Raw genomic sequence first — 20,366 nt, 5'->3', positions numbered from 1 at the left:
AGAGACCGCGGCTTTCCTCTAAAATTTAAGGAGTAGAAGCGATGAATACAATTTTGTAACGGAAGGAATGGAGTCAAAAATGAAAAAGATTATCATTGGTATCGGAGTGTTAGTGGTTGCGGGGGCAGGCTTTTTTCTCTATCAGAACACCCAAGCAAATGCAAAAGATGATACCTCGGTGGAAATGTACCAAGTCAGCAAACAAACACCGTTGCATTTAAAGGGGCAAGTGCAATCAACCAGAAAACAAACGGTTTTAGTCGATCCGGAAAAAGGAACGGTTCAGACGATTCATGTAAATGAAGGAGATCATGTTACCAAGGATACGATTTTAGTGACCTATCGCTGGGGAGAAGTCATCCGGGCGGCGAATGATTCCGTCGTAACGGCTTTGAATGAAGATGCGAAAAATGATCCGCAACAGGCCTTGATGGTCTTGAAGAGTGAAGAATCATCCATCAAGGGAACGGTGACAGAATATGATCGCTCGAAGGTTGCCTTGAATGAACCAATCGAGATCAAATACGCGAATAACGAGAAAACAGTCAACGGCAAGATCACTTCGTTGGCAGAAATGAACAATGACCCGGCAAAAGAAGAAAAAACCAGTTTAGTGACCTATAACTTTACAGCGGTTCCTGATGAAGCGATCCCTGTAGGCTATTCTGTAGAATTACTGATTCCGCGTAATGAGATTCATCTGCCATTGAAGAGTGTTGTAGAAAAAGATGGGGAACATGTTGCCTATACAGTCTCTAAAGGCAAGGCTGAAAAACGTTCAGTGACAGTTGAAAAAGGCAATGGCTATTATGTGTTGCGGGAAGGTCTGAACGAAAACGATAAAATCATCAAAGATGCCAAATCGGTGAAGGATGGGATGGATGTGACGGTTGAATGATTGTGATGGAAAATATCAACAAATTTTACACCGCCGATCAGGAGCGCATCCACGTTTTAAAGGATATCAGTCTAACGATCGATGAGCATGAATTTGTGGCGGTGATGGGGCCTTCTGGTTCAGGAAAGTCGACCTTGATTAATACGATCAGCTTCTTGGATGGTGATTTTGAAGGAACGTACCGTTTTGAGGGACAAGATGCGTATCGCTTCAATGACGAGAAGCTGTCGGCGCTGCGGAATAAATCGGTCGGCTTTGTTTTCCAAGCCTTCCAGTTAATTGATAACAATACGGTGTTGGAAAATGTAGCGATGCCGCTGCTGTATAGCGGGATGAAGCAAAAACAAACCAAGCCGTTAGTCATGGAGGCTTTGCGAAAAGTCGGGATCGCCGATAAATACAACAAGCTGCCGAAGCAATTTTCCGGCGGACAGCAGCAACGGGTGGCGATTGCCCGGGCGATTGTCGGAAATCCCAAATTTATTGTGGCGGATGAACCGACGGGGGCGTTGGACAGCCACACCTCGGAAGAGATCATGCAATTATTTAAACGATTAAACGAAGAAGAAAAGGTCACGATTTTAATGGTGACCCACGATCCTGATGCCGCGGCTTATTGTCGGCGGGTCATCACGGTAAAAGACGGCGAGATATTGGAAGAAGGTGTTGCACATGCGGTTTAGTGAAGTATGGAAAACCTCTTTCAAGGCGATCGGCAAAAACAAACGCCGCAGTTTCTTGACCATGATCGGTTTGATCATCGGGGTTTCGGCAGTAATCACGGTTTTCTCAATTGGGCGTGCCTTTGAGGATTATGCGTCAGAATTTATTGGACTGGATCAGTTTGACGGCAGTGTCGGATATACCTTTTCAGCTAAAGACGATGCCTTCAGTGAGAACGGTCTGAATGGTTTTACGGAAGAAGATATCAATACGATCGAGAGTATTCCCGGCGTCCAAAAGGTAAGCTATTATGATAATTCCCGAAATGGGATCAAGTACGCGGATCAGACCATTGATGAGATCGGAAATGATGGCCGCTGGAATTGCTTCAAATTGTTGAAGGATGGCGGCAGCACAGTCGTTCACGGACGGTCTATTCAACCGAGTGATTACTACAATGAAAATCCTGTTGTAGTGATTGATCAAACCGCTGCCAAGGCGATTAAAAAAGAAGAGCCGGCATCGTTGATCGGCCAAAGTATCAAAATTGGCGGTCATTTGTTTGAAGTAGTCGGAATCATGAAGGATCGCAGCGGAGGAACAATTGTTTCAACGCAGGAGGATTATGTCGTTGCGGAATTACCGGAGAATGTTTTCGAAAGCTACTTTAATTCGGAAGACCGCAACATGATCCAAGTCAAAATGAACCAAACAGCGAACGTAAAAAGTGTTTCGAAGGAAGCTGAAAACACGCTGAAAAAATACGGGACTTGGAGAGAGCTGGGCAGTTATAAGACCGAAGATTTAGCGGGTCAAGTGGATCAGCTGCGGATGTTGTTGACGAGTATCACATTGCTGATCTCAGTGATCGGCGGGATCTCGCTGTTCATCTCAGGAATCGGGGTCATGAACATGATCTACATCTCTGTCTCTGAACGGACGAAGGAAATCGGTGTCCGCCGAGCAATGGGCGGAACAAAAGGCAATATCATGATGCAATTCTTACTAGAAGGAATTTCGTTGACCTTAGTTGGTGGGACGATCGGGTATCTGATCGCGATGCTGCTGGGCTTTGCTATCAGTATGTTCACGCCGTTGTCGGTGCGGCCAGATCTGTTCACGGTGACGCTAGCCTTTGGGTTATCCGTCGTGATCGGGATTGTCTTCAGTTGGCTGCCGGCCAAAAGTGCAGCGAAGAAAGATATTGTTACCTTGTTGCGTTAATTTACTTTAAATAGAAAAGCCGGTTGCAGCGTATCATTCACGCTGCAACCGGCTTATTATTTTGTCTACAAATACATATGCATCGGGTAAGTCATGTAATTCAAACCGTCGACTTTTTCCGCCGTAACAAAACCAGCAGGGGCTTTGATAACAGATGGAATGCGGTTAACGAGCGTTGCACAAGTATGGGCGACGGTATCTGGTTTATCTAGCGAGAAGATCATATTCGGTTCGCCGGTGATCTCCCAATCACACATATCGCCATCCGTTTCGCGATAGACTTTGCCGATACATTCGACTTCCAGCTCGATTCCTTGGTGAGTCTTGATCGTGGTGACGGCAGACATACCGATGGCATCGCCAGCTTTGATCGTTGCACTTAAGGTTTCTGAATAAACATCTTCATCAAGAGTAAAGGGCACGCTCTTTTGGGAAATACTTTGGATCGTCCAATTCATTTTTGAACAGATCGCTTCGCCAGCATTCCACATATAAGACGGCAGACTTTCCGCTTGAGCGATTTCTTTATCAAAACGGGCCAGGTCATAGCCTGCGCCATGGGCTTCAGCTAATGCCAAACCATAATCTTCGACGTTGTAGCTAACAGCACCTTTGACTTTTTTGATGTCATTCATGCCTGCCATCATCAGGCTAGGCATATTGATCCAATAAATATCCTGCATTCCGGCACCCATGATCGTTACATCGTTGTCTTTCGCTAGTTTATCTAATTTATTAGTCTCTGCCGGAGAAGTATTCCAAGGATAGATCGCTTCTTCACAAGTGGTGATCACATTGACTTGGTTTTTCAGACACAATTCATAGAATTCATACATTTCAGGCATATAACTAAAGATCGTTACTAAGGCTACATCCGCATCGCAATTGTCAAAAACCGCTTGTGCATCATCCGAAATCTTAACACCTGTCGCATACCCCAACTCCGCAAACTCACCAATATCTTTTCCTACTACATCGGGATTTGTATCGATCGCGCCAACGATCTCAGCCCCATGCTTATACAGATAATTAATGATAACCTTGGACATCTTTCCGCACCCGTACTGAACAACTTTGATCTTTTGTAAACCCATTGAAATGCCTCCTTTTTTGATTGTGTTGTATTTCACAATAATAGTATAATGTCTATAGTAACTATAGAGTCAAGGGAGAGTTTGAAAATGTTTTCCAAAATGAAAATTGGTCACTTTGCGAAATACAACAACATTTCTGTCCAAACGCTACGTTACTATGAGCAGATTGATTTGCTGCATCCTGTATCTATTCATGTAGGCAGCAATTACCGCTATTATCATATCAATCAATCGGCGGCAGTCGATAATATCCAATTCTTGAAGCAGTTCAATTTTTCGCTGGAAGAGATCAAGCACATTATGAATGATACGGAAGGCTTGGCGGAGTTGAGCCAGACGGTCGAGAAAAAGAAAGCAGAACTATTGGAACAGCGAAAACTACTGGATCAGCAATTGGAGGACATTGATTCCTTTCAAGCCGGGGCACTGATTTTCCAAGAAAAGCAAAGCCAGACGACAATCGAAGTGGCGCATTTTCCGACACGGCCGATCCTGACCTATTCGATCGATAAGAATATTTATGAGATGACGAATGAAGAGTATGAATTTTATCTGCGGGCGTTTAAAAGTCATGTCAGTCAGCAGAAGATTCCGATTGGACGCTTTAATCGAGTAGGAACGATCATGTCAAAGCGGCAATTTTTGACGGAGGAGTTTGTTTCGCAGGAGCTGTTCATTTTTACGCCGAAGCAGTTTAAACATACAAAAAGTTTAAGGAGCGGTTTGTATGCGACATTTTATTGTCATTCCTTTAAGGAGGAGCTGCCGGCCTTGAGTCAGTTCAAAGCGGCGCTTCAGCAGCAGGACTATCAAATCGTTGGCGATTATGTTTGCGAAGTTGTCTATGAGAAGAACAAGACGGACGCGATGAATCGAACGATGTTTATTCGGATGCAGATTCCGGTCAAGAAACGCGGAGAGAACATGTGGCAGTAGAATATAAAGTCAGCCGTCAGATAAAGGGTTATCTGGCGGCTGTTTTGTTAACGATTCAGTTTTATGACTCGTGTGTACTGCCGATTTCAAGCAGATTTCCCTCGGGATCGGCTACATAAAAGTTGCGGATGCCAAAGGAGAAGGTGGTAGGTTCTCCGGTTGGAAAGCGCAGGTCCAGCTTGGATAATCGCTCGTATTCGGCGTCGACATCTGCAAAGGTGGGCAGCCAAAGCGCGATCTCAAAGGTTTGATTGATTCCCTTTGGCGGAATGTAGCCCTCGTTAATCGCCTGCACGAAGGCTTCTCTGCTGTACATAAATAGAGACAGCTCGCCGCTCGCCGTTTCGAATTCCGCAAAATCACCGCCGTTCCATGGAGTATAAAAACCTAAAGTATCTCTATAAAAATGAACCATCTTGTCAATGTCGCCAACCAACAGGCAGGTGCCGATTCTTACCTCATGTCCTTTCACTGTCATCCTCTCCCTCAATTTTTAGATATGTTGATTATATCAGATAAAACGGGGCTAAAGCCGCACCACGTAAGGAAAAAACCTCTTCGAATTCCCCATATTTCAACGTGAAATATTCATTTTTTTACAAAAAAGCAACGTAAAAAGAGTCAGAAACCTTCAAAATCTGTATAGTCTTTTTATCAATTAAGAGTTATTTTTAATTTATAAGGATTTAGCAACTCATAAATGAAAGCGCATTATTCGGAAGGCACATTAAAAATCAAACGATAAACAAGGGAGTGGAGAGACTATGCAAACGCAACGATTAGGTCAAAGACAGCTGTTCAACATGCTGAGGGGGAATCTCGAAAAAAGGATCATCAAACTGTACAGTGAGACGCGGGATGTTTCGGCTGTTATCGAGTATGCGGTTGCGATTCTTGTCAGACACAGCTTGACCGTCACTGATTTTTCTTTTATCTGCCAGGAGTTAATCCGAGAATTATTTCTCACTGCTGAACCGAGCGCTGTGTTGCGTCGCTTCAGCGCGTTTTTCGAAGATTATTTTGCCGTTGATGAATGGAAAAGTGTTGTTGCTCGTTTGTATAAACATAAAAAAGATTATCTTGCTGCTACTGAGGAAGCTCGTTCATATAAAGTGTATTTACAGGAAAAAGATCCGACTAGAATCGATGGATTGGCGGATCATCAATTCGATCTTAAATCGATTTTCAAAGGGGCGAATGGCCGGAAACATACATGGACATTGAGAAAGGCTCATCCGACCAAGAATCAAGAAGAAATCGTCGGGGCACTAAAAATCCTGACAATGCTGACTATTTTTGAAACGAATGGGGTTCGGAAATTTACTGAATTCGTTGCGTTTTCTCGTACTGCAACTACGGAGGATCTGTATTACGCGGTGGAACCGGAAGAACAAATTGAATCCGTCGAGGAGCCTATCGAAAAAAATACCGGGAAGACAGCACGTAAAAGAACCGCTCCTTCGCCGCAAAAAATTCAGCCGAAGCCTGCCCAAAAAGCATCACGCAAAGAAGAGGTAAAACAAAAAAACACCGCGAAAATTCCAGACTATGAAGCGAACAAAGACCGACCAGTTAGAGAGTTGATTAACGAACGGTTATTAGAAGAGGGGTTTTTACCTGAACCTGATCCGAAAACGGAGGATACGTTTAACGATTCTGACTCGTCGCAAAAAAGCCAACAGGTCAGCAGCCAAAAGCCGAAGCAATCAACGGTTGGAAGCGGAAAGAATACTAAAAACGAGTTTGGAAAAAGTGAAGAACAAATAGAGTCGGAGCGCAACGATAGGCGGTTTAGACGGCGATTAGCCAAGATAATGGGAAAGAGGAATAAAAAATGACGATGAGTTTAGTAGCAACCTTTAAGAATGGCGAGAATAAAACCCACAGCTGGTCCTTCAGCGAGGTGGAGCCAAAGCAATCAGCCAAGGAAATCTGCAGAACGTTGGAGCGTTTGACGACGGCCAATCTTTTTGATGCGGACGGGATCGAGATCTTTAAAACGGTTATTGACGGGAAGTTTGTCCAAACCGTCGAGACAGTGATTTTTGGAACGGAAAGCGAAACGGACAAGGCAGAAGAAGAGGAGGTTTTTGATGAGTCGATCCAAGCGATCGAACGGCTCTTACTGCCGGCAGATGCAGAGACGCGGACTTTAACAGAAAAGGTCGACCGGCTTTTTGCACAACATTCGGCTGGAACACGATTAAAAAATTTTCGTTTTACAGCGTCGGAGGATTTGGATGAAGACAATTTGGAGGCACAGCCGCAAGTCGTTTTGCGTGAGATTGATGAATGCCGTGTTGTAAAAAGATAAAGCGTTTTATATACTTTAACTAAGGGGCAAGATCGAGAACGAGGGGAGGGAGCATTTTGAATTTCCAACAATGATTAAGAGTCATACTCTGCCTTAGAGTCTCTAAGAATGTGAAATTAAAATTCTCCTCTCCAACGATCCTTCTTTTACCGTTAGGGTGAAGCTTTACCTAAGAAGTCGTTTGAGAACATACGGGGGTATGTTTCTTTTTTGTGCGCTCAGTGAGACCAGCTGCGTAAAAAAGATGGAGATTCCTGGATTTTGTTAGAACACGGGAGTCAAAAAAACGAATGGAGAAGAAGATGAAAAAAACAATTATTGGACTGTTGGCGTTGGTTACGTTAGGGTTAGCGGGTTGCGGTGGCGGCGGTGATAAAACCGATTCGGCCGATTCAGCAAAAACAGCCAAAAAAGAAACGACAGCTTTTACAGGCGAGTACATCGTGAACGTGGACTACGTGAAGAGAAACTTGGATGAGATTATTTTGGTAGACGCGCGAGGCGAAGAAGAAGCGAATAAAGGAACCGTCAAAGGTGCGACAGCAATCGGCTGGCAAAATTTAGCGGCGGTTGAAGAAGGAGCCTCAGGTGATGAAAAATGGGGCTTGGTTCTGGAACCAGCCGAATTAGCGAAGCGTTTAGGTGAAAAAGGTATCACGAAGGATAAAGAAGTGGTGCTGTTCGCTGGGGCGCAAAAGGGCTGGGGCGATGATGGACGGATCGCTTGGGAACTATTAGCTGCCGGCTACAAAGATGTCAAAATGGTGGATGGCGGTTTTGCGGCGTTGAAGAAGGCTGGACTTAAAACGGAGGTAGAAAGTACCAAGTTAGAGCCAGTCACTGTCAAAATCAATTCGATTGATCAGAAGCATATTATCCGCACCGATGAATTGAAAAAGGATTATGACGACTATAAAATCGTCGATGTTCGAGATGACAAAGAATATAAAGGCGAGGTCCTATACGGGGAAGCAAAAGGCGGTCATTTGCCAGAGGCGATCCAGGTTCGCTTTACCGATTTGTTCAACAGCAAAGGGATGTTGAAGAGCAAAGCTGAGTTAACGAAGCTTTTTGAAGATGCGGGCTTGGCCAAGAATGACAAGATCGTTACTTATTGTACGGCAGGGATTCGTTCGGCCTACATGGAGTTAGTAATGGAGATGTGCGGCTTTAAGCAAGTAAAAAATTATGATGGCTCATACTATCGTTGGGCAAAAGTCGAGGATGTAGAAAAATAATGTCGAAAAAAAATAAACACAAATTCGCTCGAATCCTGCTGGTTCTGGTCATATTGCTGGCAGTCGTTGGTTTTTACTTCGTTCCGGGGATTCGTTCGAAGATCACACAGGTGCTGGTGCTGTTCCGTTCCATGAGTGTAGAAAGTATTGTTGGCTATTTACGCTCCTTCGGGGTCTGGGCAGTCGTCATTTCCTTCCTGTTGATGATGTTTCAATCGATCATCGCGCCATTGCCGGCCTTCTTGATCACCTTCGCGAATGCGGCGGTTTTCGGCTGGTGGCAAGGAGCATTGCTTTCGTGGACGAGTGCGATGGCCGGAGCGTTGGTCTGTTTCTACATTGCACGGATCGCGGGACGCGATATCGTGGAAAGAATGAACAAGAATTTTTCATTAGAAACGTTGGATGAGTACTTTGACCGCTATGGGAAACATACGATTTTGATTTGTCGTCTGCTGCCGTTTATCTCTTTTGATTTCATCAGCTATGCGGCGGGATTAACAGCGATCAAACCGATTCCGTTTCTGATTGCGACGGGGATCGGGCAGTTACCAGCGACGATCGTGTATTCTTATGTCGGCAGTAATCTGACCGGGAATACAAAAACGATCGTGTTTGGTTTGATGAGCATGTTTGCGCTCTTTATCGCGGTCTATGTTTTCAAACAAATTTATCAAGGCAGACAAACAAAGACGAATAAATAAAAAAGGCGCCAGCTAAAATTTTTTAGCTGACGCTTTTTTTATGCTTCGATGGGACTGTTTTCTTCAACGTAATGCTCATACAGCATATCTAAAAATTTGATCTCGGTCACATTTTGATAAGGCATGATATAGAAATTCGTCAGTTGGAAGACCGCAAGCAAATTCCAGAAGAAGAAAGAATACCGTAAAATCAAGAATTCTAGTTTGTAGCCGTCCATCATTTGGCGGCTCAACAAGATCGCGTCAGAAGCGCTCAAGCTGTCGTCTTTTTCCAATAAGTAATTGGTCATCGCATAGGAAGCACTTTTTATAATTCCCGGAATGACGAACAGCAGCGACCAAAAGAACGTATAGATCGCGATCAAGACATTGGCTTTTAATACGCGATTTTTTTGTGCTTTGATGAAATAAGCAAAAATCTGTAATCCGTCTGCGCGGTTGCCTCTTAGAGTGTGGATCGCACACCATTGCAGCACAGCAGTAGTCAAAGCAGCAATCAAAAAGATCAAGACAAGGGCAGCCATCATCACTAAGAACCACATAAACATCGAAATACCGGAAAACGGCCGATTGTAGCCATACCCATAATCATAAGTGTAATAGCCATAAGGATTAAATAAATTCAAGAAACTGTTGGTAAAGAAGCGGACATACGCGAATTGAAAAATAAAACTCGCGACAATATTCGCACCAATCAATAAAATAATCGTTTTACACCATTCGCCGTATCTGCCAGATAATTTTTCTTGCGCAAGCTTTTTGATTTCCGCCCGCGTCACATTCAGCCCCTCGGCTTTTTCTAATTCCAATTCAAAGTGATCATTGGTATTTACTTGAACGAAGGGCTCGGTGCCGCGTTGCTCACCAGCATCTTCTTCTGATAGTGTTCCTTTTTCTAAGTCATAGCCGCACGACGGACAAAACTTCGCCTCCGGCCGTAATTCCGCACCGCAATTGGGACAATAATTCATTTTTCCACCCTTTTCCTTTTTCATTCAATTTCATCTAATAATTATCATTGATAAGCTAACGTTCGTCAACAATCGATCGATAAAAGATTCTGTCTAGCGGCCGGTCAGACGAATATCACTTTACTAGCCGTGGTCAATAGCTTATCATTTAGTAAAGATATCTTTACTAGGAGCGAAAAAAGTGAGTGTTGTAAATCATATTCGAAAAATAAGAGAAGAAAAAAAGATCCCGCAAAAAGAAATGGCGCAGGCGCTAGATGTCTCACGCCAAACGATGACCGCGATCGAAAAGGGAAAGTACAATCCTAGTTTAGAGCTGTCATTGAAAATAGCGGCCTACTTCGATCAGCCGTTTGATGAAATATTTTATTTGGATGAAGGGAAGGATTAGTAAATGAGTTTTTTCCGTATCACGGGAGTGAATAGTTACGTATTTGCTGCTTTATTGCTTTTCGCATTTCTATCTATGTATGCCTTGTGTTCCTCATTATACTTTCTAATTAAAGAGATTTTTAAAAAGAACGATGAACTGGTGAGAAGGATCGTTTTTGATTCAATGGCTATGAGTTTTGGCTTGATCCTGATTTTGCATTTTGCTCAAATGATTATTCGTGCCGTTTATTTTGAAAAAACCGGACAAGACATTAATTTAGTAGTAACTCCAGGTTTAGCGATTGGTCAGTTAGGGGAAAATATGCTGCATCTCGAATCCTTTGGTGTGGATTTAGGGATCTTTGCGTTGTGCCTTTTTGCGAATCGGTTGCGTTATCGGGGAATAGGATTCCTGAATTGGAAGTAAAAAAGCGGCGGGGATTGCTAAAATTACAGAAAAGATGTCTGCACTACTAGAAATCCGTATTAGTAACTTTAGGATTAACTGGAATCAATGACTTACAACAATAGGAGAAAATAAATATGACAATTTTTTTGGATAGGTATCTCAGCATCCTCCTCTTTTTAGCCAGCCTTCTAATTCTGATATTCAGAAAAAAACTTCTCAATGGTGAAAGTAAAATCATCACAGTTTATTTAGTTCTCATCACAATTTATTTTGTCTTAAGAATGGCAGGGATACTCTAGGAATAAAAACAGTGAAATATAAACTATTTCATAGGCAGAGGATGTCTTGGCTAGATTGAATCATAGTTTATCTGACATCGGTGGAAGACTTTTATGGGGTGGAGAAATCCACTCCTTTTTTTCTATTTTGCTTTTTAATTATATTGCTGATTTTCTTCATTAAGTTGTTCTTGATGTAAGCTGGCCAATAGAGTTAAGCATTTTTGCAAAAGAGTGTAATAAGGGATTTGAAGGAAGATAAGAGTTTCTATAAGTACATTTCATTCAACAAAAAAACACCCAAATCCCTGCTGCCAAGGACTTGAGTGTCTGTAAGAAGTCTTACATTAATTTGTTGTAGAATTCAACGACTAGTGATTCGTCAATTTCTGGGTTGATTTCATCACGTTCTGGTAAACGAGATAATGAACCTTCTAATTTTTCAGCGTCGAAGCTTACGAAAGCAGGACGGCCTACAGCTGATTCAACTGCTTCTTTAACAGTAACCATGTTTTTAGATTTTTCGCGGATACCAATTACTTGGCCAACTTCTACTTCGTAAGAAGCGATATCAACACGTTTGCCATCGACAGTTACGTGACCATGGTTTACTAATTGACGAGCTTGACGACGAGTTGAAGCTAAACCTAGACGGTAAACTACGTTATCTAAACGACGTTCTAGTAAGATCATGAAGTTAACACCGTGTTTACCTTCTTTAATTTTGCTAGCGCGTACGAACATGTTACGGAATTGACGTTCGTTTAATCCGTAGATGAAACGTAATTTTTGTTTTTCTGACATTTGCAAGCCATATTCAGATTTCTTTCCACGGCTGTTTGGTCCATGTTGACCTGGAGCGTATGGACGGCGTGCTAATTCTTTACCTGTTCCTGATAATGAGATACCAAGACGACGAGATTGTTTCCATGATGGTCCTGTATAACGAGACATTTAAAAATTCCTCCAATAAATTATATTTGGAGTAAAATAATCCGTTGAAAAATTCATATCCGTGTAGTTCGTTCTTCAATCTTCACCTTCGCAGCCGCGGTTACACAATTGAACCAATATAGGCAACGAACTGGGGACGGGCTATTATTCTTCTGCTGCATTATTTTACACAAATGTCAGTATAACTGAAAAGCACAAGCCGAGTCAAGTTCAGGTGTTGCATTTTTGAAAAAAATGTGTTAATTGTTGGGTGCTGACAAAAAACGATTACTTTTTTTCAAAGACAGCGAAAATATTGAATGGGAATTACGTAAGAACTTTTTGCAAATTCTCTGAAACTTCTCTACAATAATAAGTGTAAAAGGGGTGAATCGGTGGAATCTTTGATTTTTCCGTACCAAACGGAGCTTGCAGAACCAATGGCTCACTACATGAAAGACCATTTTCCCTTTTGCGGAGTCAAAAAGCCTCAACGTGCTCTGTTGGAGCGGCCTTTTTTAAAGGAAAGTCTGGATTTGTCCATGCCGGCGTTATTGCAGGAGATTTTTCGCAACTACAATAAAGCGGAACGGGAATACCAGTATTATGCGATCGATTTGGCGCAAAGGAACATTCAGCGTTTTTCGTTGGAGGATCTAGCCGCGTTATTGCCCTTGTTGGCGGAAAAAAGCTGGTGGGACAGTATCGATGCATGGCGCAAAGTTTTTTCTACGTGGGTCTTGGCGCACCCGGCGGAGATCAAACAGGTCTACCATTTTTTCTATCAGCACGAGAACTTTTGGTATCGGCGTGTCGCGATCAACTTGCAGTTGATGTTTAAGGAACAAACTGATCCAGAATTATTAGCGCAAGCGATCTTGGCGGATTTGACGACGGATGAATTTTTTATCCAGAAGGCGATCGGCTGGGCATTGCGAGATTATAGCAAGGTGAATCCTGAGTGGGTAAAGGAATTTATGCAGCAGCATTCATTAAGTAAGTTAGCCCTACGTGAGGGCAGCAAATACATATAAATGGAGAGATAAATTTTGGAAAGAAAATTAATCGCACTAGACATTGACGGTACCTTGTTGAGCAGTCAAAGAGAACCTTTGGACAGTACTGTTAAGGCATTGAAGGCTTTACGTGAAGTCGGGCATTTAGTGACTATTGCGACGGGACGCTCCCGCCTTTTGGCCGGCGATGTGATTCACCAACTAGGTTGTACGAATTACATCATTTGTAATGGATCAGCAGGATTTTTAGATCATGAGCAAGTTTACAAGCATACGCTTGATCGTGAAGCGTTGAGTCGAATGATCGACTTTGCCAGTGAACGGAACATCGATATCATGCTTTTCGGTTTAGATTCCATTGCCCGTGTAACCGACTTTGACTCGCCAAAAGTAAATGACGCGATGACTTCTTTCGGTCAAAAAGCGCCTGAGTATGAAGCGGATTATTTCTCTCAACACGAAGTTTACCAAGGCTGTGCTTTTTATGATCAGTCGATGGATGAAGAATTTCAAGCAGCCTTTCCAGAATTTCGTTTAGTTCGTTGGCATGAAAACAGTGTCGATATTATTCCTAATCCTGGGTCAAAAGCGCAAACGATTTTGGCGTTGGCGAAAAAGGTTGGGATCAAGCCAGAAAATATCGTTACTTTCGGTGACGGCAATAACGACATAGAAATGCTTAACTTAGCCGGAACAGGTGTTGCGATGGGGAATGCGGCTTCGCATGTTAAAGAAGCGGCCAATCTCGTGACCGATACAAATGATCGCGACGGCATCTACAAAGCATTACGAAAATTAGAATTGGTTTATTAATAAAGCTGTTCGGAAGAATCGGGAAGTGTTCCCGGTTCTTTTTTTTGTCTTCGGCCGGATATTTCAGCGAAATTGAATTCATTTTCCACAAGGAAAAAATGAATTTTGAAGAAAGGTCGAGAGAACCTCCATCGATAGGAGAACAATTAAGCAAAAGCAGATGATCCGCTTATTTATTTATCGGATATGGATGGAGAAAGTGACAAATTAAATAGATATAAATATTATAAAATCTTTTTTTAACATTTTCATTTATTAATTATATTTGTTTTTTTAAATACCGCCATTTTGATGTTAATTTCTGTCACCGTGTTGACGAAGAGATTCTTTTGCGTATATCATGTAGATAATAAGTGTTTTTTTATTAATAGAAAAATAGGATATAGAGGAGGAAAAACCATGAATAAGTTTAGGGTGCTTAGTGGGTTGGTTTTACTGAGTAGTTTGTTATTCACAGTGACTGGATGTTCAGGCGGAAATGAAACGAAGAAGGCAGAAAAAAAAGAGAATACGGCACAAACATCCAAGGTTGATTTGAGTGTTGAAGGAGGCAGCTTCATCATTCCTGATGGGGGAAAGGTGGATGACGAGACAGGCTTCTTGGCGTTAGAGATCAAAGTCAAAAATAAATCAAAAGACAAATTGGATGTCTCTTCAAATGATTTTGCCTTGTACGATGAAGATGGAAAAAAGGTCTCTTCCGAGCATGTGTATGATTCCAATGATAATTTTAAAGTAATGAGCAGTGAAAGTTTATCCGAAGATAAGAGTTTTACGGAGCCTTTAGTTTTTGAGGTTAAGAAGGGTGCCGAATATGAGCTGCATTACAAGCCGACGTACTATTCAGATGATGAGAAGGACGAAGGTGTTGAGTTAAAACTGAACACGAAGAAATACACTGATGAAACGAAGGCAGTCCAAGCCTTGATGAGTCAATATGTGACGAAGGTTTTTTATGGTTCTGACGAAGTGAAGGATGAGGATAAGAAAGCCGCAGGCAAGCTGGAATTGGCTAATGACGTTGATCAGGAAAGCAAGACCTTCAAGGAAGAGGCCATCAATGCGTTAAAGGATTCCTTCTCAAATTACGAACCGTCAACAGCGGAGCTAGAAAAGGTCATTACCCAGATTCAAAATACGAATGCTGAAAAAGGCAAAGTCACCTATACCTTCAAGGAGTTCTTCCCAGAATCAGCGGTGATTTATGTGCGTCCAGAGATGGTGCTGCTGGATGATGTGGATACAAAGGCCATCACGGAAAAATTTGTTGAAGAAAACAAAGGAAAATATACGGATTATACGAGCGTCCGCCGCGATGCGGAAAAATACTTGCTGCAAGAACTGCCGGCGAAAATCAATGAGACGCCCGTCAACACAGATGAGAATATGAATGGCGAAGGCTACCAAGTGAAGCTGGAGAAAAAGGACGGCAAATGGGAGATCAATTCGGCGAATGAAAGCCGCAACTACTATTTCAAATCGATGAAAGAGACCTTTAGAGGCGGGCTCAATGACTAAAAAGACTGGAATGCTGGCAACCGTAGTGTTGTTAGCAGCGGTTGTTTTTGGCTTCATCAGTTATTCCAGTTATAAAAATAGCGAGGAAGCAACGGTGGAACGTCTCGCCACGGCTTTGCTGGAAGGCGATCAGGCGGCGGTCAAGCGCTATATGCCGAGCTATTCGAACAAGAAAAAGATTTCGAATTCCGCCAGAAAAACCTTTCAGAAACAAATGAAGCGGCTGAAAAAGGATCAAGTAGTCAAGCTGCTGCAAACAGAAGACAATTTTTCGCTGGAAAAGGGCTCGTCCTTTTTTAAGCCGGCTCAAATCTATCCTAGCGCGCGCTACCTAGTGATTGAATTGCCCAAGGAGACAGAGCTTCAGGCAACGATCGAAGCCCAAAATCTGTCTGGTCAATATGTAGAAGAATGGAACAAATATACCTTTGGACCGTTCCTGCCGGGCGAATATCAGGTGGCTTATGAAACGGCGCATCCTAAGTTTGGTTCAAAGAATGTCAAGGAAAAGGTTGATCTCAATGCAACCGATCAACGATTGACGGTGAAGGAAAGCAGTTTGTACGAAGGCAATCTGAAATTTCAAAAACACCTGCTGGCCTCTGCGGTCAATTACTTTGATTCAATGAATGAAGGGATTCGCGACGGGTTAAATGTTTCACGTTTAGTATCCTCAAAGGAATACAAGACGACTCTGCAAGCCAGTTTTGACAAACTGAAGCCTTACATGGAAAGCTTTGATCAGGAATTCCAACGAATCACGATCAATTGTGATTCGATTTCGGTAAATAATGGACAGACCAAAGTCCAATTAGATTTATATGTTGATCTCAAGCGTTCAATCAAACTAGTGGAAGAAGCGGGGATCGATGATGCACTGACTTCTGATAAACAAAATGCCATCGCCTCTTTTCTTTATGATGAGGAGCAGAAAAAATGGCTCGTCGATGAGCTTGATTTCAGCACTTATCAGCAAGACCCGGAAAAATGGGAACACGTTCAAAGCTATCGCGGCGAAAGTGTCAAAAAGGCACATTGGGATAAAAACGGCGCCGAAGATGTCGTCTAAAATAAAGAAACTGCGGGTGCATTGCTGCCGGCAGTTTTTTTATTCTTAAATTGCGGTCAGTAAGCTTAATGGAATCTTTTATTTTCAAGCAAAAACAACTATAATAAGGCAAGATGCTTAATTAGAGAAGGGGAAAAAAAGTGCGCTTACTATTCATTGGGGATGTTGTGGGTTCGTTAGGTCGGCAAATGTTGAGTGATTATTTACCGCGGCTAAAGAAGAAATACCATCCACAGTTGACGATCGTCAACGGGGAAAACGCGGCAGCAGGTCGTGGAATTACGGAAAAAATCTATAAGAAATTTTTACAAGATGGTGTTGATGTTGTTACTATGGGGAATCATACGTGGGACAACAAAGCGATTTTTGAGTTTATTCCTGAGGCCAAGAAAATGATTCGACCAGCGAATTTTCCAGAGGGTGCTCCCGGCAGAGGGCATTTGTATGTGAAAGTGAATGACTTGGAACTGGCGATCATTAATCTGCAAGGACGGTCATTCATGGCAGACTTAGACGATCCTTTCCGAATTGGTGATCAACTGATCGCGGAAGCACAGAAACGCACACCGTATATTTTTGTCGATTTTCATGGCGAAACCACCAGCGAAAAACAAGCGATGGGCTGGTTTGCGGATGGTCGTGTCTCAGCAGTTGTCGGGACGCATACCCATGTTCAAACCAATGACGCACGCATTTTGCCAAAAGGAACTGCTTATCTGACAGATGTTGGAATGACGGGACCTTATGACGGTATTTTAGGAATGAAGAAAGAACCGATCATTGAGAAATTTATGACGGCCTTGCCGCATCGCTTTGAAGTGATCGAAGAAGGGCGCATGATGTTATCGGCTTGTGTGATCGACATCGATAAAAATGGTCACGGACAAAAAATCGAAACGATTATGATTAATGATGATCGTCCATTTAGAGAATAGAAGCAGAGGTATAAAATGAATCTGGAAAAAGAAGCCGCCGTTGACGCGGCTTTATCTCATTTAACAGCATTATTAGGTGAAAATGAAGTGATCACGCGTTATCAAAAGCTGCAAAAACGCGTGGCGGAAAATGACACACTGCAGCAACTAGAAGAAGGGATCAAGGCTGCCCAAAAGGATGCAGTTCAGTTTGCCCACTACGGCAAACCTGAAGCGGAGCGCACGGCGCTAAAAGAAGCCGATCGTCTAACCAAGGAATTCAATCAGCACCCGTTAGTGATCGACTACCGCGAACAGCTCTATGAAGCCAATGATCTGCTGCAGCATTTGACGGCTATGATTCAAAAAGAGGTCAATACCGCTTTAGAATATGATGATTTAACGAAAGAGGAGGAGCCGCAGTAATGCCTCAAAAAACGAAAAATACGCCAATGATGGAACAATACTTGGCGATCAAAGAACAATATAAAGATGCCTTTCTATTTTATCGTTTGGGAGACTTTTATGAACTCTTCAACGAAGATGCGATCAAGGTATCACAGCTATTAGAACTGACATTGACGAGCCGCAACCGCAATGCCGATGACCCAATCCCGATGTGCGGCGTACCGCATCATTCAGCGCAAGGCTATATCGATACTTTAGTTGAGCAAGGCTATAAAGTCGCGATCTGCGAACAAATGGAAGATCCGAAACAAGCCAAAGGAATGGTCAAGCGTGAAGTCGTTCAATTGATCACCCCAGGAACGGTGATGGAAGGCAAAGGGATTGAAGCCAAAGCCAACAACTTTCTGACCGCAGTCACTCAAGTGAAGGATCAATTCGGCTTTGCCTATGTCGATCTATCGACAGGTGAGTTGAAAACGGCTCTGCTGCACGATGAAGAAGCTGTCATGAATGAAGCTACGGCCCTGCAAACAAAAGAAATCGTCTTAGGCAGTGAGATTCCAGCTGGTTTGCAGAAAAATCTGGCGGAACGTCTTGGATTGGTCTTTTCTCAACAAGAAACAATCGAAGACAATGCGGAGTTCAGTTTCTTAACGGCGGATATCACGGATGAACTGGAAAAAGAAGCGACCGGCAAGCTATTGACGTATCTATCCGTTACGCAAAAGCGCAGCTTAGGCCATATTCAAAAAGCGGAAGAGTATCAGCCGGAGCATTTCTTGAAATTAGATTATTTCTCTAAAACCAACTTGGAATTGACTCGTTCGATCCGAACTGGGAAAAAACAAGGAACACTTTTATGGCTTTTAGACGAAACAAAAACAGCAATGGGCGGACGTCTATTAAAACAATGGATCGATCGTCCGCTGATCCAAAAACGTCAGATCAGTGCCCGCCAAGCGATGGTGTCTTCATTGCTGAACGCTTATTTTGAGCGGATGGATCTGAACGAAACCTTGACTAAGGTCTATGACTTGGAACGCTTGGCGGGACGGGTCGCTTTCGGCAATGTCAATGGCCGGGATCTGATCCAACTGAAAACTTCTTTGATGCAAGTACCGCAAATTAGGCAATTATTGACCGGCATCAATCAAGGGGAGTGGAACGATCTGTTGGTGGACATGGAGCCGATGGATGATTTAGTCACTTTGATCGAAAAAGCGATCAATGATGAAGCGCCGCTGCAAATCACCGAAGGAAATGTCATCAAAGACGGCTACAATGAGCAATTAGATCAATACCGCGAAGCAATGAGAAACGGCAAGACCTGGTTGGCGGAATTGGAAGCACGAGAACGGGAAGCCACCGGGATCAGAACCTTAAAAGTGGGTTACAATCGCGTATTCGGCTACTACATCGAGATTACGAAGTCCAACTTGGCTAATTTGGAAGAAGGCAAATATGAACGCAAGCAAACTTTAGCCAACGCAGAACGCTTCATTACGCCAGAATTGAAAAAATTGGAAACATTGATTTTAGAGGCAGAGGAAAAATCAGTCGCGTTAGAATATACACTTTTCTTAGAAGTTCGAAATGAAGTCAAAAAGGCGATTACCCGCCTGCAAAAACTAGCGAAAAGTTTGAGTGCTACGGATGTGCTGCAAAGCTTCGCGACAGTCAGCGAACGCTATCAATATGTGCAGCCATTGATGGAAGTCGGCACCCACAATTTGCAGATTACTGAAGGACGTCACCCGGTGGTCGAAAAAGTTCTTGGTCATCAAGAATATATTCCTAACAGCGTGCATATGAGTCCTAATGAAATGCTGCTGTTGATTACAGGACCGAATATGTCCGGTAAAAGTACGTATATGCGTCAACTTGCTTTGACGTTGATCATGGCGCAAATGGGCTGTTTTGTCCCTGCGGAAAGTGCGGAGCTGCCGATTTTCGATCAAATCTTTACGCGAATCGGTGCCAGCGACGACTTGATTGCTGGTCAATCCACATTCATGGTGGAAATGATGGAAGCCAATCAAGCGCTGCGTCACGCGACACCTAACAGCTTGATTCTATTTGACGAGCTGGGTCGCGGAACGGCCACTTATGATGGGATGGCTTTAGCGCAAGCGATCATTGAATATATCCATAAAAATGTTAAAGCTAAAACACTGTTCTCGACCCACTACCATGAGTTGACGGTATTAGAAGAAAGTCTGCCGCAATTAAAAAATGTTCACGTTGGTGCAGTGGAACAAAACGGCGAAGTCGTCTTCCTGCACAAATTGATGGATGGTCCCGCCGATAAAAGCTACGGAATCCACGTGGCCAAAATCGCAGGGATGCCAACCGATCTATTATCACGGGCGGCAACTATTTTATCTGCCTTAGAAGCGGATACGCCTGCTCAAAAAAATGTTGAGGTTGTTGAAGAAAATGAACAGCTTTCTTTATTCAGTGAAGTTTCAACGGCCGAACTCGGTGTCGTGGACAGCATCAAGAAAGCTGATTTACTTGAAATGAATCCTATGGAAGCATTAAACTTCCTATACGAATTACAAAAACGGATTTAACTTTAAGAAAGGACGGATACG

The 20,366-nt window shown here is 43.0% G+C and carries 21 protein-coding genes; 17 read left to right on the top strand and 4 right to left on the bottom strand.

The window, feature by feature from the left end:
• The first annotated feature begins 79 nt into the window (after positions 1-79).
• Genes PGP85_RS11075 through PGP85_RS11065 form a run of 3 tightly spaced genes read left to right on the top strand, consistent with a single transcriptional unit; the run spans position 80 to position 2,785 of the window.
• Positions 80-898 carry an efflux RND transporter periplasmic adaptor subunit gene (locus PGP85_RS11075; protein ID WP_010741160.1) on the top strand — a complete coding sequence of 273 codons (819 nt, stop codon included), beginning with the start codon at positions 80-82 and terminating at the stop codon, positions 896-898.
• A complete protein-coding gene (locus PGP85_RS11070) occupies positions 895-1,581 on the top strand; it encodes an ABC transporter ATP-binding protein (RefSeq protein WP_270327481.1) in 687 nt (228 codons plus the stop codon). Before PGP85_RS11075 ends, PGP85_RS11070 begins: the two co-directional genes overlap by 4 nt.
• The gene (locus tag PGP85_RS11065) at positions 1,571-2,785 is read left to right on the top strand and encodes an ABC transporter permease (protein ID WP_270327479.1); all 1,215 of its coding nucleotides are present in this window, start codon (positions 1,571-1,573) and stop codon (positions 2,783-2,785) included. The genes PGP85_RS11070 and PGP85_RS11065 overlap by 11 nt, the downstream gene beginning before the upstream one ends.
• 65 nt (positions 2,786-2,850) lie before the next feature.
• Here the strand turns inward: PGP85_RS11065 and PGP85_RS11060 are convergent, their stop codons facing one another.
• Positions 2,851-3,879, bottom strand: coding sequence for an NAD(P)H-dependent amine dehydrogenase family protein (locus tag PGP85_RS11060; protein ID WP_270327478.1), 1,029 nt, complete (start codon positions 3,877-3,879; stop codon positions 2,851-2,853).
• Positions 3,880-3,966: 87 nt separating this feature from the next.
• On the opposite strand from PGP85_RS11060, the gene PGP85_RS11055 reads away from it, so the two are divergent.
• Complete coding sequence (locus PGP85_RS11055) at positions 3,967-4,815, top strand: MerR family transcriptional regulator (protein WP_270327477.1); 849 nt, start codon at positions 3,967-3,969, stop codon at positions 4,813-4,815.
• 61 nt (positions 4,816-4,876) lie between these two features.
• Here the strand turns inward: PGP85_RS11055 and PGP85_RS11050 are convergent, their stop codons facing one another.
• Positions 4,877-5,293 carry a VOC family protein gene (locus tag PGP85_RS11050; RefSeq protein WP_270327476.1) on the bottom strand — a complete coding sequence of 139 codons (417 nt, stop codon included), beginning with the start codon at positions 5,291-5,293 and terminating at the stop codon, positions 4,877-4,879.
• A 286-nt stretch (positions 5,294-5,579) separates the two neighbouring features.
• On the opposite strand from PGP85_RS11050, the gene PGP85_RS11045 reads away from it, so the two are divergent.
• The 4 genes from PGP85_RS11045 to PGP85_RS11030 all read left to right on the top strand — a co-directional run bounded on the left by PGP85_RS11045 (position 5,580) and on the right by PGP85_RS11030 (position 9,071).
• On the top strand, positions 5,580-6,653 hold the full coding sequence (locus PGP85_RS11045) for a hypothetical protein (protein ID WP_270327475.1): 1,074 nt from the start codon (positions 5,580-5,582) through the stop codon (positions 6,651-6,653).
• The gene (locus tag PGP85_RS11040) at positions 6,650-7,129 is read left to right on the top strand and encodes a DUF2922 family protein (protein ID WP_270327474.1); all 480 of its coding nucleotides are present in this window, start codon (positions 6,650-6,652) and stop codon (positions 7,127-7,129) included. The genes PGP85_RS11045 and PGP85_RS11040 overlap by 4 nt, the downstream gene beginning before the upstream one ends.
• Positions 7,130-7,431: 302 nt before the next feature.
• Positions 7,432-8,367 carry a sulfurtransferase gene (locus PGP85_RS11035; RefSeq protein ID WP_270327473.1) on the top strand — a complete coding sequence of 312 codons (936 nt, stop codon included), beginning with the start codon at positions 7,432-7,434 and terminating at the stop codon, positions 8,365-8,367.
• Positions 8,367-9,071 carry a TVP38/TMEM64 family protein gene (locus PGP85_RS11030; protein ID WP_010741151.1) on the top strand — a complete coding sequence of 235 codons (705 nt, stop codon included), beginning with the start codon at positions 8,367-8,369 and terminating at the stop codon, positions 9,069-9,071. The genes PGP85_RS11035 and PGP85_RS11030 overlap by 1 nt, the downstream gene beginning before the upstream one ends.
• A gap of 38 nt (positions 9,072-9,109) precedes the next feature.
• On the opposite strand, the gene PGP85_RS11025 is transcribed toward PGP85_RS11030, so the two are convergent.
• A complete protein-coding gene (locus tag PGP85_RS11025) occupies positions 9,110-10,042 on the bottom strand; it encodes a DUF975 family protein (RefSeq protein ID WP_178983164.1) in 933 nt (310 codons plus the stop codon).
• Positions 10,043-10,223: 181 nt separating this feature from the next.
• Between PGP85_RS11025 and PGP85_RS11020 the strand changes: the two genes are divergently transcribed.
• Both PGP85_RS11020 and PGP85_RS11015 read left to right on the top strand, forming a co-directional pair.
• Positions 10,224-10,433, top strand: a complete 210-nt coding sequence (locus PGP85_RS11020) for a helix-turn-helix transcriptional regulator (RefSeq protein WP_010741149.1) — start codon at positions 10,224-10,226, stop codon at positions 10,431-10,433.
• A 3-nt stretch (positions 10,434-10,436) separates the two neighbouring features.
• A complete protein-coding gene (locus PGP85_RS11015; RefSeq protein WP_270327471.1) occupies positions 10,437-10,841 on the top strand; it encodes a hypothetical protein in 405 nt (134 codons plus the stop codon).
• A 602-nt stretch (positions 10,842-11,443) separates the two neighbouring features.
• Here the strand turns inward: PGP85_RS11015 and rpsD are convergent.
• Entirely contained in the window at positions 11,444-12,055 is a 612-nt protein-coding gene (gene rpsD, locus PGP85_RS11010; protein WP_010741146.1) for a 30S ribosomal protein S4, read from the bottom strand.
• A gap of 374 nt (positions 12,056-12,429) precedes the next feature.
• Here rpsD and PGP85_RS11005 point away from each other — a divergent pair, with 374 nt between their 5' ends.
• The 7 genes from PGP85_RS11005 to mutS all read left to right on the top strand — a co-directional run bounded on the left by PGP85_RS11005 (position 12,430) and on the right by mutS (position 20,345).
• Positions 12,430-13,068: a DNA alkylation repair protein gene (locus tag PGP85_RS11005; RefSeq protein ID WP_270327468.1), complete on the top strand. Its 639-nt coding sequence runs from the start codon at positions 12,430-12,432 to the stop codon at positions 13,066-13,068.
• A gap of 15 nt (positions 13,069-13,083) precedes the next feature.
• On the top strand, positions 13,084-13,863 hold the full coding sequence (locus tag PGP85_RS11000; protein WP_270327467.1) for an HAD family hydrolase: 780 nt from the start codon (positions 13,084-13,086) through the stop codon (positions 13,861-13,863).
• Positions 13,864-14,262: 399 nt separating this feature from the next.
• On the top strand, positions 14,263-15,381 hold the full coding sequence (locus PGP85_RS10995; RefSeq protein WP_270327465.1) for a DUF4352 domain-containing protein: 1,119 nt from the start codon (positions 14,263-14,265) through the stop codon (positions 15,379-15,381).
• Positions 15,374-16,450 (top strand): zinc ribbon domain-containing protein, encoded by a 1,077-nt coding sequence (locus tag PGP85_RS10990; RefSeq protein WP_270327463.1) that lies wholly within the window; start codon positions 15,374-15,376, stop codon positions 16,448-16,450. The genes PGP85_RS10995 and PGP85_RS10990 overlap by 8 nt, the downstream gene beginning before the upstream one ends.
• A gap of 140 nt (positions 16,451-16,590) precedes the next feature.
• On the top strand, positions 16,591-17,385 hold the full coding sequence (locus PGP85_RS10985) for a TIGR00282 family metallophosphoesterase (protein WP_010741141.1): 795 nt from the start codon (positions 16,591-16,593) through the stop codon (positions 17,383-17,385).
• 15 nt (positions 17,386-17,400) lie between these two features.
• Positions 17,401-17,790 (top strand): YlbF family regulator, encoded by a 390-nt coding sequence (locus PGP85_RS10980; RefSeq protein WP_270327462.1) that lies wholly within the window; start codon positions 17,401-17,403, stop codon positions 17,788-17,790.
• On the top strand, positions 17,790-20,345 hold the full coding sequence (gene mutS, locus PGP85_RS10975; RefSeq protein WP_270327461.1) for a DNA mismatch repair protein MutS: 2,556 nt from the start codon (positions 17,790-17,792) through the stop codon (positions 20,343-20,345). Before PGP85_RS10980 ends, mutS begins: the two co-directional genes overlap by 1 nt.
• The last annotated feature ends 21 nt before the right edge of the window (positions 20,346-20,366 follow it).

This window comes from Enterococcus malodoratus (genome assembly GCF_027659535.1).
Taxonomy (GTDB): Bacteria; Bacillota; Bacilli; order Lactobacillales; family Enterococcaceae; genus Enterococcus_A; species Enterococcus_A malodoratus.
The sequence above is the reverse complement of the archived record's forward strand: the minus strand, read 5'-3'. Positions and strand labels throughout refer to the sequence as shown.